Source organism: Microbacterium sp. AG157 (genome assembly GCF_003385695.1).
In the GTDB taxonomy this organism is placed as follows: domain Bacteria; phylum Actinomycetota; class Actinomycetes; order Actinomycetales; family Microbacteriaceae; genus Microbacterium; species Microbacterium testaceum.
Genome location: NZ_QRDK01000001.1, coordinates 292,795 through 308,789 on the forward strand (window position 1 = coordinate 292,795; position 15,995 = coordinate 308,789).

Annotated in this window: 13 protein-coding genes; 1 reads left to right on the top strand and 12 read right to left on the bottom strand. The window is 70.4% G+C overall.

Annotation, left to right across the window (positions count from 1 at the left end; all coding sequences use genetic code 11):
- Window positions 1-91 precede the first annotated feature (91 nt).
- The 4 genes from DEU35_RS01460 to DEU35_RS01475 all read right to left on the bottom strand — a co-directional run bounded on the left by DEU35_RS01460 (window position 92) and on the right by DEU35_RS01475 (window position 4,895).
- The gene (locus DEU35_RS01460) at window positions 92-343 is read right to left on the bottom strand and encodes a YlxR family protein (protein ID WP_103210325.1); all 252 of its coding nucleotides are present in this window, start codon (window positions 341-343) and stop codon (window positions 92-94) included.
- Window positions 344-377: 34 nt separating this feature from the next.
- The gene (gene nusA / locus DEU35_RS01465; protein ID WP_103210323.1) at window positions 378-1,367 is read right to left on the bottom strand and encodes a transcription termination factor NusA; all 990 of its coding nucleotides are present in this window, start codon (window positions 1,365-1,367) and stop codon (window positions 378-380) included.
- A gap of 262 nt (window positions 1,368-1,629) precedes the next feature.
- A complete protein-coding gene (locus tag DEU35_RS01470; RefSeq protein WP_116238414.1) occupies window positions 1,630-2,250 on the bottom strand; it encodes an HD domain-containing protein in 621 nt (206 codons plus the stop codon).
- A 149-nt stretch (window positions 2,251-2,399) separates the two neighbouring features.
- Window positions 2,400-4,895: a glycogen/starch/alpha-glucan phosphorylase gene (locus tag DEU35_RS01475; RefSeq protein WP_116238415.1), complete on the bottom strand. Its 2,496-nt coding sequence runs from the start codon at window positions 4,893-4,895 to the stop codon at window positions 2,400-2,402.
- Between the two features lie 177 nt (window positions 4,896-5,072).
- On the opposite strand from DEU35_RS01475, the gene DEU35_RS01480 reads away from it, so the two are divergent.
- Complete coding sequence (locus tag DEU35_RS01480) at window positions 5,073-5,882, top strand: DUF1206 domain-containing protein (RefSeq protein ID WP_181904533.1); 810 nt, start codon at window positions 5,073-5,075, stop codon at window positions 5,880-5,882.
- Window positions 5,883-5,890: 8 nt separating this feature from the next.
- Here DEU35_RS01480 and DEU35_RS01485 read toward each other — a convergent pair whose 3' ends face one another.
- From DEU35_RS01485 to ispG, 8 genes are all read right to left on the bottom strand, one after another.
- On the bottom strand, window positions 5,891-6,712 hold the full coding sequence (locus DEU35_RS01485) for an aldo/keto reductase (RefSeq protein ID WP_116238417.1): 822 nt from the start codon (window positions 6,710-6,712) through the stop codon (window positions 5,891-5,893).
- Between the two features lie 146 nt (window positions 6,713-6,858).
- Window positions 6,859-8,655: a proline--tRNA ligase gene (locus tag DEU35_RS01490; RefSeq protein ID WP_116238418.1), complete on the bottom strand. Its 1,797-nt coding sequence runs from the start codon at window positions 8,653-8,655 to the stop codon at window positions 6,859-6,861.
- 82 nt (window positions 8,656-8,737) lie between these two features.
- Window positions 8,738-9,877, bottom strand: coding sequence for a hypothetical protein (locus DEU35_RS01495; protein WP_116238419.1), 1,140 nt, complete (start codon window positions 9,875-9,877; stop codon window positions 8,738-8,740).
- A complete protein-coding gene (locus tag DEU35_RS01500; RefSeq protein ID WP_170210594.1) occupies window positions 9,874-10,404 on the bottom strand; it encodes an RNA polymerase sigma factor in 531 nt (176 codons plus the stop codon). Before DEU35_RS01500 ends, DEU35_RS01495 begins: the two co-directional genes overlap by 4 nt.
- A 121-nt stretch (window positions 10,405-10,525) precedes the next feature.
- Window positions 10,526-11,710, bottom strand: a complete 1,185-nt coding sequence (locus tag DEU35_RS01505; protein ID WP_116238420.1) for a benzoate/H(+) symporter BenE family transporter — start codon at window positions 11,708-11,710, stop codon at window positions 10,526-10,528.
- 87 nt (window positions 11,711-11,797) lie between these two features.
- Window positions 11,798-12,727, bottom strand: coding sequence for a L,D-transpeptidase (locus DEU35_RS01510; RefSeq protein WP_116238421.1), 930 nt, complete (start codon window positions 12,725-12,727; stop codon window positions 11,798-11,800).
- Window positions 12,724-14,472: a phosphatase PAP2 family protein gene (locus tag DEU35_RS01515; RefSeq protein WP_220340828.1), complete on the bottom strand. Its 1,749-nt coding sequence runs from the start codon at window positions 14,470-14,472 to the stop codon at window positions 12,724-12,726. The genes DEU35_RS01510 and DEU35_RS01515 overlap by 4 nt, the downstream gene beginning before the upstream one ends.
- Before the next feature lie 214 nt (window positions 14,473-14,686).
- Complete coding sequence (gene ispG, locus DEU35_RS01520) at window positions 14,687-15,817, bottom strand: flavodoxin-dependent (E)-4-hydroxy-3-methylbut-2-enyl-diphosphate synthase (protein ID WP_056228466.1); 1,131 nt, start codon at window positions 15,815-15,817, stop codon at window positions 14,687-14,689.
- Window positions 15,818-15,995: the final 178 nt, after the last annotated feature.

The window sequence follows — 15,995 nt, forward strand, 5'->3', positions numbered from 1 at the left end:
TTCTCCTGTCTGAGGGCCTACCCCGGACAGGGCAGACCGTTAGTTGCGGACGGGTCTCATTTCGAGCCGTTCACTTCGTGTCCATAGCCGTTCAGCCTTTTCGCTGGTGGTGTGATTCGAAGGTCTGCGTGTCAAGCGGGCCTGACACACGCAATGCTCGTACGAAGGCGCGGCGTGCAAGCGCTTTGCTCACACACGCGTCCGTCTCGTGCACCCACGCGCCCCGACCGGGAAGAACCGCTCGCTCGTCTGCGACGAGGACGGATCCGTCCGCGACCACACGCAGAAGCGAGGATCGGGGGGCACGTGCGCGGCATCCGACGCACGTTCGTACGGCTTCCATCCTACACCTCGCGATCGTGGGGACGATCGGACGTTCAGTTGTCTTCGAGGATGCTGTCGGGCTGGATGTCGATCTTCGCGCCGGTCAGCTTGGCGGCCAGACGAGCGTTCTGACCCTCTTTGCCGATCGCCAGCGACAGCTGGTAGTCCGGCACGAGCGCGCGGACGGCCTTGGTCGTGGCATCCAGGACGAACGACGAGGTGACCTTCGCCGGCGAGAGGGCGTTCGCGACGAAACGCGGCAGCTCGGCGTCGTAGTCGATGATGTCGATCTTCTCGCCCGAGAGCTCTTCGGTCACAGCGCGCACGCGGCGGCCGAGCTCGCCGATGCAGGCGCCCTTGGCGTTGACCGTCGGGTCAGTCGCCTGGACGGCGATCTTGGAGCGGTGGCCGGCCTCGCGAGCGAGCGAGACGATCTCGACCAGGCCCGCGGCGATCTCGGGGACCTCGAGCGCGAAGAGCTTGCGGACCAGACCCGGATGGGTGCGCGAGACGGTGATCTGCGGACCCTTGTTGCCCTTGGAGACGCTGGTGACGTAGACGCGCAGGCGCGAGCCGTGCGCATAGGTCTCGCCGGGCACCTGCTCCTCGGGCGGGAGGATGGCCTCGACGGTGCCGAGGTCGACGTGCACCATGCGCGGGTTGGGGCCCTGCTGGACGACGCCGGCGACGATGTCGCCCTCTTTGCCGCGGAACTCCCCCAGCACGGCGTCGTCGGCGATGTCTCGCAGACGCTGGCTGATGACCTGCTTGGCGGCGAAGGCGGCGATGCGACCGAAGTCGTCGGGGGCCTGCTCCTCCTCGCCGATGATCGCACCCTCGTCGTCGGTGACGGGGGTGAAGATGCCGACGTGACCGGTCTTGCGGTCGAGGGTGGCGCGAGCCCCCGCGGGGATCTCACCGGTCGGCGAGATGTGCTTCGCGTAGGCGGTCAGGATCGCCTGCTCGATGATGCGCGCGAGTTCGTCGAAGGGGATCTCCTTCTCGCGTTCGATCGTCTTCAGTAGTGCGAGATCGATGTCCACAAGGCCCTCCGTTGTTCAGCTTTCGTCGGCACGACCGGCGCCGACAACCCTCCTACGATACCCGGGATACCACGCCCGTCGCGACCCGAGCACGACCGGCGACCCACGTCTACAGGCGTTTCCCGGGTGCCGCACGAATCAGCCACACGCAGGGCGCAGCGTCTCCGGGGCGCGGGACCGTGCGAAACTCCGGAGAGATGAGGGCCGGACCGGCCGCGATCCGCGGGAACAGGCCGTCACTCGGGCGGTCGCGCTCGGATTCTCAGGAGTTCGGCTCCGCCGCGACCCGCTCGAGCGGGTGGGCGGCGAGCCTGTCCACCACTCCCCCGTCGACCAGCCGCCGGGCTGTGGTGTCGGGCTTTCGTGCGGCCTGATCCAGGACGCACGCGCCGAACTCGGCCGCGAGCGTCCCGCGCGGATATGCGGCCAGCACCTCGCGCACGAAGTCGGCGGGCAGCGCATCCGGGCGCGCGCCGGTGATGTCGAGCGCCGTCGCCGTCTCGAGCAGGTAGCCTTCGGCATCCAGATCGGGGTCGACGCTCGGCCAGTTGTGCCGCACGATCACGTCGAGGACGCGTTCGCGCCGGTCCCGGGGCCAGCCCGCACCGGCCGTGAGAGCGATGCCCACGTGACCGCCGGCGTGCTCGTACGACAGCGTGTGGTTGTCGAACTCGGTCACGGTGCCGATGTCGTGCAGGACGGCGGCGACGTACAGCAGCTCGTGGTCGACCGCGACGATGCCGTCGACCACCGCGAAGGCCTCGGCCCACAGCCACGAGCGCAGGGCATGCGCGGTGAACGCCGGCGACTGGTACTCCCGCGCCAGGGCGAGGGCGCCGCGCGCGGCGCGGGTGTCGGGCACGGGGAAGTCGGCGAGCTGCATGGGGCCTCCGGGATCGGGTCCCCTCACCCTCGCAGAGTCGTGGTCCGCGGGGCAGCGCCGCGACGGTCATCCGCCGTCGTCTTGCTGCCAGGCGCTTCCGGATGCCGCGACCTCGTCGCGCGCCCGGGTCGCGGCATCCGGAAACCGCGTCAGCTCACCGGGGTGGCGTGCCAGATGCGCTCCAGGTAGTCGCGCATGGCGCGGTCCGACGAGAAGTACCCGCTGCGCGCGACGTTGAGGATGGCCGCGCGTACCCACCCGTCCTGATCCGCGTAGGCGGCGTCGACGCGATCCTGCGCGTCGAGGTACGACGAGAAGTCGGCGAGCGCCATGAACCGGTCTTCGTACAGCAGGTTCGACACGAGCGGTTCGAACACGGTGCGGTCGCCGCCCGAGAAGGCGCCCGCGGCGATGAGGTCGATGGCGCTCCGCAGCCGCTCGTCCCCCTGGTAGAAGTCGGCGGGGCGGTAGCCCTCGGCCCACAGGGCCTCGACCTCGGGCTCGCTCATTCCGAAGAGGAAGAAGTTGTCGTCCCCGACGAGCTTGCGGATCTCGACGTTGGCTCCATCGTCGGTGCCGATCGTGAGCGCGCCGTTCAAGGCGAGCTTCATGTTGCCCGTGCCCGACGCCTCCTTGCCGGCGAGCGAGATCTGCTCCGACAGGTCGGCGGCGGGGATGATGCTCTCGGCGAGCGTGACGTTGTAGTTCGCCGGGTAGAGCACCTTGAGCTTGCCCTGCACGCGCTCGTCGGCGCTCACCACCTCGCCGACGGCGTTGATGAGGTGGATGATGCGCTTGGCCATGCCGTAGCCGGGGGCGGCCTTGGCGCCGAAGAGGAACGTCCGCGCCTGCACATCGGCGACGTCCAGACGACCCGACACGATGCCCTCGTAGGTGCTGACGATATGCAGCACCTTCAGCGTCTGTCGCTTGTACTCGTGCAGGCGCTTGATCATGACGTCGAGCATGTGACCGTCGTCGAGGGCGTCCTCCCCGCGGGCTTCGAGCACGCGGCTCAGGCGACGCTTGTTCGACACCTTCACCGCCGCGAAGCGCTCCCGGAAGTCCGCGTCGTCGGCCAGGGCCTCGAGGCCGCGGAGGCGCTCGAGGTCGACGGTCCACCCGGCGCCCAGGGCCTCGGTGATGAGCGCAGACAGATCGGGGTTCGCCAGGCGCAGGAAGCGGCGGGGCGTGACGCCGTTGGTGACGTTGGTGAACTTGTCCGGCCACATCGCGGCGAAATCCTTGAGCACGTTGTCGCGCAGCAGCTGCGAGTGCAGCTCGGCGACGCCGTTGACCTTGGAACCCGCCACCGTGGCGAGGTAGGCCATGCGCACGGAGCGGTAGGGGTGCTCACCGATGATCGACATGTTGCGGATGAGCATCTCGTCGTCGCCGAAGCGCTCGCGCACCTCGAGCAGGAACTCGTCGTTGATGCGATAGATGATCTCGAGATGGCGAGGGAGCAGGCGGCCGAGCAGGTCGACCGACCAGACCTCCAGCGCCTCGGGCAGCAGCGTGTGGCAGGTGTACGCGAAGCACTTCTGGGTGATGGCCCAGGCGGCATCCCACTCGAGCTTCTTCTCGTCGACCAGCACACGCATGAGCTCGGGCACGCCGATGACCGGGTGGGTGTCGTTGAGCTGGAAGATCACGCGCTCGGGGAGCTGCTCGAGGTCGAAGTCGCCGGGCAGGACGTTCTCGATGAAGTCGGCGATGGATGCCGCGACGAAGAAGTACTGCTGCTGCAGGCGCAGTTCTTTACCCTGGGGCGTGGAGTCCTCGGGATAGAGCACCTTCGAGATGTTCTCGGCGAAGGTCTGCGCGCGCACCGACTGGACGTAATCGCCGGAGTTGAAGGTGTGCAGATCGAACGCGTTGGTGGCGACCGCTCGCCACAGGCGGAGGGTGTTGACGCGGCCGTTGTGGTAGCCGGGGACCATCATGTTGTACGGCACCGCGAGCACGTTCCACTCGGGCACCCAGCGGGTGCGTTCGACGCCGTCGTCGTCGTAGGTCTCGGTGGTGCCGGCGAACGAGATGGTCTGCGCGGCCTCGGGATGGGCGAAGTCCCACGGCGAGCCCATGCGCAGCCACGCGTCGGGCTGCTCGATCTGCTGACCGTCGGCGAACGCCTGACGGAAGATGCCGTACTCGTAACGGATGCCGTAGCCGATCGTGGGCACGCTCATCGTCGCGAGAGAGTCGATGAAGCAGGCGGCGAGGCGCCCGAGCCCGCCGTTGCCGAGACCGGGTTCGATCTCGACCTGGCGCAGGTCGTCGATGTCGATGCCGCACTGCGCGAGGGCCTCGGTCGCGATGTCGGTCAGACGCGCCGCGAGCAGGTTGTTGTCGAGCTGTCGGCCCAGCAGATACTCGGCCGAGAGGTAGCAGACGGTCTTCGCCTGCTGCGTCTTCTGCTGCGCACGGTCGTCGAACCAGCGCGCCATCAGGTAGTCGCGCACCGTGTAGGCGAGGGCGAGGTACTGATCGTTGACGTCGGAGGTCGACAGGGTCACGCCCTGGTCGAAGTTGAGGTTCTGCAGGAACTGTTTCGCGAAGCCGTCGACGGATGCCGCGGGGGCGACGACGGGCGCGATGGCGAGCGGGTGCGTGGGGCGCAGCTCAGAGGTGTTCTCGGGCATGTTCCGACCGTAGACAGGTGCGCCCCGCACTGCCAAGGCGGCAACCGCAACGACACAGGATCTTCACCCGTTCGCCGCACGGGATCTTCCGCACGGCGGCGGCGGATGACCGGATGCCGACACCCCCGTTGCGCGGTCGGATTGTCGCCCGTGCGGGAATGGGCATACGGTTCCGGGATGCCGTCCTCCGCCCGCACCGCCGCCCGTGAGGTCGAAGCGAACCCCGCTTTCCGGGTCGCTGCGCGAGCGGGTTATGCCGCCAACGGCATCCTGCACCTGCTCATCGGCGGACTCGTGATCGCGGTCGGCTTCGGCGCGAAGGAGGACAGCGACCAGACGGGGGCGTTCCGAGCGCTCGCCGCGGCGCCGCTCGGAGCAGCGGCGCTCTGGGCCCTCGCGGTCGGGCTCGTCGCGCTGGGCGCGTGGCACCTGCTGCAGGCGTTCGCACCGCGGCGCCTCACGCTGTGGAGCCGCATCGGGCGGGTCGTCACCGAAGCGCCGCAGGGCCTGATCTTCGTCGCGATCGGCCTCGTGTCGGCATCCGTCGCCCTGGGCGCCCGCCCGCGCGCCGAGCAGGCCGCGGAGAGCCTCAGCGAAGGCGTGCTGTCGTGGCCCATCGGCGGGTTCGTGCTCGGGGCGGTCGGCCTCGCGGTCGCCGGTGTCGGAGTCGGGTTCGTCTGGATGGGGCTGCGACGGTCGTTCCACGCGAAGGTGCGCACGCCCGACGGCCCCGCGGGTTTCGCGCTCACCGCACTCGGGGTCGTCGGCTTCGCGGCCAAGGGCGTCGCGCTGGTCATCGTGGGCGTGCTCGTGGTCGTCGCCGCGGTCACCGTCGAACCCGACACGGCGGGCGGTCTCGACGGCGCGACCTCCGCGCTCGTCGCGCTGCCCGCGGGACCGGTACTCGCGTCGCTGGTCGGGCTGGGATTCCTCGCCTACGGCGTGTTCACCGTGTTCCGCGCCCGCTACGCCCGTCTCGACGCCTGACCCGCGTCTCAGTCGAGGTCGGGGTTCCGACCGGTCCGCTCCCCCGTATCGAGGGTCGCGATCGCCTCATGGTCGTCGGCGTCGAGCACGAAGTCGAAGACGTCGCCGTTCTCGCGGATGCGGTCGAGCGACACCGACTTCGGGAACACCACGAGCCCACGATCGAGGTGCCAGCGCACGACGACCTGGGCCGGGGTCTTGCCGTGCTTCTCGGCGATTCGGGCGAGCAGGGGTTCGCCGAGCAGACCTCCACGCGCGAGCGGTGCCCACGACTCGGTGACGATCTCGTGCGCGGCGTGCCAGTCGACGAGCGCGTCCTGCGGGAACCGCGGGTGCAGCTCGACCTGGTTCACGGCGGGGAGGACACCCGTCTCCTCGCGCAGACGCTCGAGGTGCGGCACGGAGAAGTTGCTGACGCCGATCGAGGTGGCGCGCCCCTCCTCCTGCAAGCGCTGCAGGGCCCGCCAGGTGTCGACGTAGCGATCGGCGCTGGGGATGGGCCAGTGGATGAGGTACAGGTCGACGCGGTCGAGGCCGAGCTTCGCCGCACTGGTGTCGAAGGCGCGCAGCGTTTCGTCGAACCCCTGGTCGTCGTTCCAGACCTTGGTGGTGACGAAGACCTCGTCGCGCTCCAGGCCCGAGGCGCGCAGGCCCTCGCCCACCTCGGCTTCGTTGCCGTACAGCGCGGCTGTGTCGATGTGCCGATAGCCGGCGGCGAGGGCTCCGGCGACGAGGTCGGTGGTGACCTCCGCCGGCACCTTGTAGGTGCCGACTCCCAGTTGGGGAATCGTCGAGCCGTCGGACAGGGGCAGGCGGGGAGCCGAGATCATGGCATCCACGCTACCGATGCCAGGGTCGCGCGGGTGCCCTCCAGACGCCGCGAGACGGCATCTCGCTGAGAAGACGACTGCAGGTTGCAACCGAAATGTCAGCGAGATGCAGCCTCGCGGTGGGGAGGCGCCGGGGAGGCAGGGGGTCAGCGCGTCAGCGCGGCCACGGCGTCGTCGACCGACACCGTCTCGCGCTCACCCGTGCGGCGGTCCCACAGTTCGACCTGACCCTCGGCCGCTCCGCGGCCGACGATGAGGATGCGCGGGATGCCGACGAGCTCGGCGTCGCCGAACTTCACGCCGGGCGAGACCTTCGGGCGGTCGTCGTACAGCACGTCGAGGCCGGCGGACTCGAGCTGCTCCGAGACGGAGGCCGCGAGCTCGAACGCCACGGCGTCGCGGCCGGTGGCCACCACGTGCACGTCGAACGGAGCGACCGACGAGGGCCAGATGAGCCCCTTGGCGTCGTTGTTGAGCTCGGCGATGATCGCGAGGATGCGGGTGACGCCGATGCCGTACGACCCCATGGTGACGGTGGCGAGCTTGCCGTTCTCGTCGAGCACCTTCAGGCCCAGGGCCTCGGCGTACTTGCGACCGAGCTGGAAGACGTGGCCGATCTCCATGCCGCGCGCGAGCTCCACGGGGCCGGAGCCGTCGGGGGCGGGGTCGCCCTCACGCACGGTCGAGACCTCGACGAAGCCGTCGCCGACGAAGTCTCGGCCCGCGACGAGGGAGTGCACGTGCTTCTGGTCGATGTTGGCGCCGGTGATCCACGCGGTGCCGTCGACCACGCGGGGGTCGAGGTAGTACCGGATCTTCGTCGCCGACTCCTCGCCCAGCACCGCACCGGTGGGCGACCAGGGGCCGATGTAGCCCTTGACCAGCAGCGGGTTCTTCGCGAAGTCCGCTTCGGTGGCGGCCTCGACCTCGGCCGGGGCGAAGGCGACCTCGACGCGCTTGTCGTCGACGTCGCGGTCACCGGGCAGGCCCACGACGACGAGCTCACGCCTGCCGTCGAGGTGCGTGAGGGCGAGCACAACGTTCTTCAGCGTGTGCGCCGCGATCCAGGCGGTCGCCTCGGCCGTCGCGGGACCGGCGATGCCGCGGGCCGGGGCGTCGAGGTGCGCGTTCGAGTGATCGACGAGGGTGGCGATCGTGGGCGTGTTCGGCGAGTCGAAGACGACCGGCTCAGGTTGGCCCTCGATCGGCAGGGGCTCGGGAACGACGGTGGTGAACGCCTCGACGTTGGCCGCGTAACCGCCGGCCGAGCGCACGAAGGTGTCCTCGCCGATCGGCGTCGGGTGCAGGAACTCCTCCGACTTGGAGCCGCCCATCGCCCCCGCATCGGCGGCCACGATGACGTACTCGAGCCCCAGGCGGGTGAAGATGCGCTCGTACGCGTCGCGCTGAGCCTGGTACGAGGCGTCGAGTCCGGCATCCGTCGCGTCGAACGAGTACGCGTCTTTCATCGTGAACTCGCGGCCGCGCAGGAGGCCCGCGCGGGGACGCGCCTCGTCGCGGTACTTGTCCTGGATCTGGTAGATCGTCAGCGGTAGGTCCTTGTACGACGAGTACAGGTCCTTCACCAGCAGGGTGAACATCTCCTCGTGCGTCGGCGCGAGCAGGTAGTCGGCACCCTTGCGGTCCTGCAGGCGGAACAGCGCGTCGCCGTACTCCTCCCAGCGGCCGGTGACCTCGTAGGGCTCACGCGGCAGCAGCGCCGGGAAGTGCACCTCGAAGGCACCCGCGTTCGCCATCTCTTCGCGGACGATCGCCTCGATCTTGGCCTTGACCCTCAGGCCGAGCGGCAGCCACGCGAAGACGCCCGGGGCGTTGCGACGGATGTAGCCGGCGCGCACGAGCAGACGGTGGCTCGTGACCTCGGCATCCGAGGGATCTTCGCGAAGCGTGCGGAGGAAATAGTTCGACAGACGGGTGACCACGAGAGACGAGTCTAGGGCGCGGGGGTGGAAGGGGCGGATGCCGGGGTCCTCGCCGCCATGTCGATGGCGAGGCCCCCGGTGATCACAGGAGGGGGAGGACCTTCTGCGCGATGGTCGTCGCGCGGGGCAGGTCGCCACCGGCGGGCAGGAGGTTGAAGGGAACGTCCACGAGGAGCAGGTTCTCACCGTCGCTCACGGCGAGGACCTCGCTCCCGCCCCCGTCGATCCCGTCGTGCCACGAAACCCAGTAGGCCTCCGCCGCCCCGGCGACATCCGTCCTCTGCCCTCCCGCCGCCGCGATGCTCGGAACGTTCACCGCACCGCCCGCGATAACGGACACCGTCGCGCTCCACGACGCGTAGATGTCCTCTGAGGGAGCGGCGACCCGGCACGCCCCGTCGCGCCCAGAGGTCGCGTCGACCTTCTCGACGGTCACATCAGGAAGTGACAAGCTCTCGGCGTCGATGACCTCTGCCACCCGCGCACAGTCCGGCGCAGACCACCAGGTCGGAAGCGCCGCTGCCGCCACGCCGACCGGATACCGGCTGATCCGCGAGAGCACGGCATCGAGCACACGGTCCGCACCCGCCGAGACGACGTCCCCCCGAACGCTACTGATGCGTACCCACGCGTTCATACCGTCGGCGGCGCCCTGCCGGGTGCAGAGCAACCTGCCGTAGTTGTCGCGGCACCCCGGGTCTTGGACCAACGCCGGGTTCGTCGGCTGCTGCCCGTCGGGGAAGACACCCACCTCGACGAAGGCCGCAGAGTACTCCTCGGAGGAGTACCAGAAGCACTCGATGCCACCGCGAACGGTGGCGGCGCTGTCGATCCAGTCCGGCCCGACCCTCCCCATCTTCATGCCGGCGGCAGCGTCGAGGTCGGCTCCGTCGATCACGTTGTCGCACGCCCCCTCGAACGGCGCGGACCCCCGCGGGAGCACCACCGGCTCCTGCGTCGGCGTCGGCGTCGCCGTCGGGGTCGGCACCGGCACGGGCGCCGCCGTCACAGTCGGACTCGGCGACGGCGTCGTCGCGATCTCCGGCGCGCTGAGCGTCGAGGTCACCGCCACTCCCCCGGCGATCGCGACCACCATCGCCGCGGCCACGGAGCCCGCGATCCACGCGTTGCGGTGCGCCCCGACGGGCTTGATGTCGTGGGCGCCGCCCACGATGCGGGCGCGCAGGGCCGCGCGCTCGGAGGGCGTCAGTTCGTCGTTCATGCCCGTGCCCCTTCCAGCGCGAGCTCGTCGCGCAATTTCGCTTTGGCGCGGGCGAGCCGCGATTTGACCGTTCCGGCCGGGATGCCGAGGGCTTGAGCGATCTCGCGCTCGGCATATCCCTCGAGCACCGACAGCACCACCACCGCCTGCTCGCGCTCGGGCAGACGCTTCAGCGCAGAGAGCACGCCGCTGTCGTCCGGCGCGTCGGTCGACACGTGCTCGGCGACGGGGGCCCGGTCCAGCAGAGCGCGATAGCGCCGGCTCGACCGCTCCAGGTTCCGGGCACTGTGCGCGACCGTCGTCAACAACCACGGCAGCGGAGACCCATCGACCAGACGCACCGAGGCGCGTTTGCGCCACAGCTCGAAGAAGGCCACGGTCACGGCATCCTTCGCATCCTCCCGATGGGTCAGCAGCCGAGTCGCATGGCGGAACAGCCGCGTCTCGTGCCGATCGAACAGCGCGGCGAGCGCGAGCTCGTCGCCTTGGCGTACCCGGTCCCACAGCCCGGCGTCGTCTTCATCCACACTCGGTAATGTCCGCGGGGGCGCCATCGGTTCCCTTTCCGGCGACGAGATCGATAACGAAACGGTGACGGTCCACGAGGTTCGTGCCGTACGGCGACGCGACCGTCGTCAGGCTGGGGGCTCAGGCCGCCCGGCGGCCCACGTGCAGCACTGCGCGCACCACGAGCCCCGCGACCAGGGCCCAGAACGCCGCGCTCACCCCGAACACCGCGATCCCGGACGCCGCGACGAGAAACGTGACCACCGCGGGCACCCGCTCGCCGGGGTCGTCGATCGCCTGCTGGATCGCCGAACCGAAGGCGCCGAACAGCGCCACACCCGCGACCGCCGGGATGACGCCCGCCGGCGCCAGCAGCACGATGGCCGCGAACGCCGCCGACAGGGCGCCGAGGACGAGATAGGTGCCCCCGGCCGACACCCCCGCGACCCACCGCTTCTTCGGGTCGGGGTGCGAGTCGGGGCCGGCCGCGATCGCCGCGCTGATCGCGCCGAGGTTCATCGCGTGCCCCCCGAAGCCGGCCGCGGCGGCCGAACCGAGCCCGGTGACGAGCATCGCGGGGCGCCACGGGATCGTGTAGCCCAGGCTGCGCATCACCGCGACTCCGGGCACGTTCTGCGATGCCATCGTCACCACGAACAGCGGCACCGCGATGCCCACGACCGCACCGACCGTGAGAGAGGGAGCCGTGAACTCCAGGCGCGGCATCAGGGTCGCGGCATCCGCGTCCACTCCCGTTCGGGCCAGCTCCACCGCGACCACCGCGATCGCCGCGACGAAGGCGAGCGGCACGGCCCAGCGGGGAAGGAACCGGGATGCCACGAGCCACACGAGCAGCACGGGAGTAACGCCCCAGGGGTCGTTCACGAGACCGACGAACGGCGCGACGCACAGCGGCAGCAGCACGCCGGCGAGCATCGCCTGCGCGATCGAGGGTGGGATGCGGGCGATGAGCGCCCCCAGCGGCGGGAACAGCGCTGTGCACAGGATCAGCGCGGCCGAGACGAGGAAGCCGCCCACGACCGCCGGCCACCCACCGTCGACGGCGCCGGTGGCGGCCAGCAGGGCGACGCCGGGGGTCGACCACGCGACCGTGATCGGAATGCGGTATCGCCCCGCGAGCACGACGCAGCCGATCCCGACCACGAGCGTGATCGCGAGCAGGCCGCTGGCCGCCTGCTCGGGAGTGGCCCCCACGGCACGGAGGCCCGTGAGCACGACGGCGAAGGTGCTGGTGAACCCGACGAGGGCGGTGACGACCCCGGCGACGAGCGGGCGGGCGAGGGAGGGCGGCGAGGTGTCGGCCATAGGCCCCCGAGGCTACCGGATGCCCAGAGGCGCCCCGTGCCCGGCTGGGCCTGCGCGCTGGGGGTCGTCACCCTTCGGGTGTGGGCGTCAGCGCAGCACCACGAGCGTGCCGAGCGGGAGCGCGGCGAGCGCCGCGACCGCGTCGGCGCCGATCCGCACGCAACCGTGCGAGATCGCCCCGTCGCGCTGGTCCGCGTAGTGGATGCCGATGAGTCCCCCGTCGTGACCGCCGAAGGGCTCGTCGGCAGCGGCGGAGTGCAACGACGTCAGGTGGATGGGGTGATCACCGGTCCCCTGCGACGGGTCGACGTATCGCGCCTCGAGGTAGCCGATGACGCCGGTCGGCGTGGGCGTGCCGTCGGCACCGACGGCGGCGGGGAACGTCGCCTGCACGGTGCCGTCGAGGGCGACGATCGACACGGACCGCTGCGCCACCGACACCTCGACGCGCGACGTCGGGCCGGTCGTCTTCGCCAGCGACGACAGCGGGGCCCAGGCCGCGGTCTGCGCCGCCGCGGGCTGACCCGCCGGCGCGGCCGACGGGAGCGTGCGGCGGGCGGGCGTCAGCACGAGCGCCCACGGCCCCTCGGTGCGGACCACGACGACGGGGGTGGCCTCGCCCAAGAAGTCGTGCGCGGCCAGACGCGCGACGGGACCGCCGCTGCCACCCGCGCGTCCCGTGTCGTCGGCGTCGCCGAAGAGGGGCAGATCGGATGCCGTCGAGTACACGTCGGCGTGCGCGGGCAGGGCCGTGTCGGCGACGAGGAGCCCTCCGATCACCGCGTCGTAGCGCGCCTCGGGCAACGCCGACAGCGCGCCGGCGTCGACCGCGGGAACCGGACGGGGCGACGCGGCGGTCGCGGGCGTCGGGGACGACGAGGGCGTGGGATCGGCTGCCGGGACCGCGGGGGCGACGGGAGCCAGCGCCCACGCGGCGATCACCGCGACGACGGCCGCAGCCGCCGTCGCGGTGATCGTGATGAGCGCCAGGCGCAGACGAGCGGGGCTCGTCGTCATCCGCTCACCAGGGGCAGGCGCATGCCGGTGACCGTGACCGCGAGCGGTCCCGCGACGACGGCGCCCGTGGCATCCAGGAGCGTGATCGTGTGCGCACCGGCCGGGGTCGAGGCGGGGATCGTGACGGTCGCGGCGAAAGCGCCGTTCGCATCGGCGGTGACGGTCGCGATCGTCACCGGATCGCTGTGCAGCTGCACCGTGAGCTTCTGACCGGCGGCGAATCCCGAGCCCGCGATCTGCAGCTGGCCGCCGGCGGCGACGGTCGTGCCGTTCGGGGCGGTCAGCGCGGGCGTCGTGCCGGTCGGCGCGGGGAGCACCTGGGCCGTGCCGCCGACGCCGAGCACCGAGACGGTGGAGTCGGCGTTGACCTGCACCTTTGCCGACATCGCGGCGGCGAGGTTGAGACGCTGCCACGATCCGTTGCCGCCGGACGTCTGGTCGAGCGGATAGCCCGAGTCGATCTGGGTCTGCGCGAGGATCGACGTGCGCTGCGCGTCGGTCAGCTGCGGGAACGCGGTCAGCAGCAGGTTCGACGCGCCTGCCGGCACGGCCGCCGGCTGACCGGCGGTGCCTGTGCGGGCGAAGCCGTAGGTGAGGCGTTCGGTGTACACCGACACGGCCGAGGCGCGGTCGGTGACCTTCTGCGCCGTTCCGCCGGGCATGGCCTTCCCGCCGTAGGGGTCGTTCTGGTACGGCGCCTCGGCGGCGATGCACGCGGCGAGGGTGCCTCCGCACTGCTGCTGCAGGTACGTCGTCAGCTCCTGGCGGGCGGGCTGCAGCACGCCGGCGCGGTAGGCGTCGTCCGACCAGCGGGCGGCGAGGGCGGCCTCGCCGTCGATGCGGCCTCCGACGATGTCGAGCGGGTAGTGCACACCGAGAACGATGCGGTTGTTGCCGTTCTCGGACGCCCGCGCGAGCACCTCCGGCCCCAGCTCGGGCACGAGGGTCGCGAGGGTGATGCCGGCCTGGTAGGCCGTGGTCGTGTGGCCGGACGGGAACGAGCCACCCTTGCAGATGCCCGGCTGACCGTACGCGGCGTCGAGGGGCACGTCGCTGGGAGAGAACTGGTGCGTGGTGTCGGTGACCGGTGCGACACGGGTGATGAGCAGGTTGCCGTCCGCGTCGGCCCAGGACGTTCCCTGGCGCATGCTCTTCAGCGACGAGGCGTTGTTCACGCTGGGCGCGCACGCGGAGTCGTCGCCCGAGACGGCGGTCGCGTTCGGGTCGGTCTTGACGAAGGGGCGCGCGTAGCTGAACGTGTTCTTGGCCGTGCTCGTGGACACGTAGGCGCCCGACGATCCGTTCGAGCTGTTGATGAGCGCCTGTGTCAGGGGCAGGGCACCCGAGTTGAGACCCTTGACGTAGATCGCGCTGAGCGACGAGCCGAGACCGCCCGAGACGGTGAAGGACTGGTCGTAAGCGGTCTTGGCGCTGTTGTTGTACTCGGAGTCCTGCAGCGCGCGGAACTGCTGCGCGGCGGTGGCGTTGTTGTTGATCCACACCGTCAGCCGGTCGTTGTAGGCCAGCACCGTCGGATTCACCACGGTGCCGCTGAAATCGCCCTTGCCGCTGGGCGTCCAGAAGTCGCGGTAGCCGCTGAGCAGCGTGACGAGATCGGGCTTGGCGCTGTCGCTGGGGTAGCTCGCTGCATTCGCCGAGAGCGGCGCCGCGGCGCCGGTGACGACGAGCGCGCCGGCGATGGCGATGCGCCACGCCGCATGGAGCCTGAGGGTGCGTGATTCCATGAGTGATGTGCCGCGGGGTGCGCGGCGTCTCCTCTCCGACCGTCCGATGGGATCGGCCGCGACGCTCGCCGCGACCGGATCAGACGGTAGGCCTGCTCCGTGAGCATCGGTGATTCGGCCGTCGCCGAGATGTCGAACGGCCGGTGTCACCCAGGTGAACGAATGCTGTGGGGAGGCGATGAGAGCCCGGTAGGCCGGCGACGACGCGCGGGGCTCAGGCCGTGATGACCTGCGCGGTGCCGGTGGCGGCGTCGGGGCCCATTTCGGCGGCGAGGCGGTTGGCCTCGGCGATGAGGGTGGCCACGATCTCGCTCTCGGGCACGGTCTTGACGACCTCTCCCTTGACGAAGATCTGCCCCTTGCCGTTACCGGAAGCCACGCCCAGGTCGGCATCGCGCGCCTCGCCGGGTCCGTTGACGACGCAGCCCATGACGGCGACGCGCAGCGGAACGGTCATATCCTTCAGCCCCTCGGTGACGTCGTCGGCGAGGGTGTAGACATCGACCTGCGCGCGGCCGCACGAGGGGCACGAAACGATCTCGAGCTTGCGCTCGCGGAGGTTCAGCGACTGCAGGATCTGATGACCGACCTTGACCTCTTCGGCGGGCGGCGCCGACAGCGAGACGCGGATCGTGTCGCCGATGCCCTCCGAGAGCAGGATGCCGAACGCCGTGGCGCTCTTGATCGTCCCCTGGAACGCGGGGCCCGCCTCGGTGACGCCGAGGTGCAGGGGCCAGTCGCCGCGCTCGGCGAGCAGACGGTAAGCCTTCACCATGACGATCGGGTCGTTGTGCTTGACCGAGATCTTGAAGTCGTGGAAGTCGTGCTCCTCGAACAGCGAGGCCTCCCACACGGCGCTCTCGACGAGTGCCTCGGGCGTGGCCTTGCCGTACTTCTCGAGCAGGCGACGGTCCAGCGAACCGGCGTTGACGCCGATGCGCAGCGACACCCCCGCGTCCTTCGCGGCCTTGGCGATCGCGCCGACCTGGTCGTCGAACTTGCGGATGTTGCCCGGGTTCACGCGCACCGCGCCGCAGCCGGCGTCGATCGCCTGGAAGACGTACTTCGGCTGGAAGTGGATGTCGGCGATGACCGGGATCTGGCTCTTCTTCGCGATGATGTGCAGCACGTCGGCGTCGTCCTGTGACGGCACGGCGACGCGCACGATCTCGCAGCCGGATGCCGTGAGCTCGGCGATCTGCTGCAGGGTGGCGTTGATGTTGGTCGTGGGCGTCGTGGTCATCGACTGGACGCTCACCGGAGCGTCGCCGCCCACGAGGACCTTGCCGACGCGGATCTGGCGGGTCTTGCGACGGGGCGCGAGGGTCTCCGGCACGCGGGGCATTCCGAGGTTCACAGCAGGCACGCGTTCAGCCTACGCCGCCCTCACCGTGCGGCGCCTGAACCGGTGCCGAAAGCCTGCTGTGGTAGGTTCGGCGCCATGCGCGCTCACACATCCTGGTGGCCCACCGTCTAGGCGGTGCGCACGCATGCAACAGACCGCCCTCCCCCTGGGGAACCCG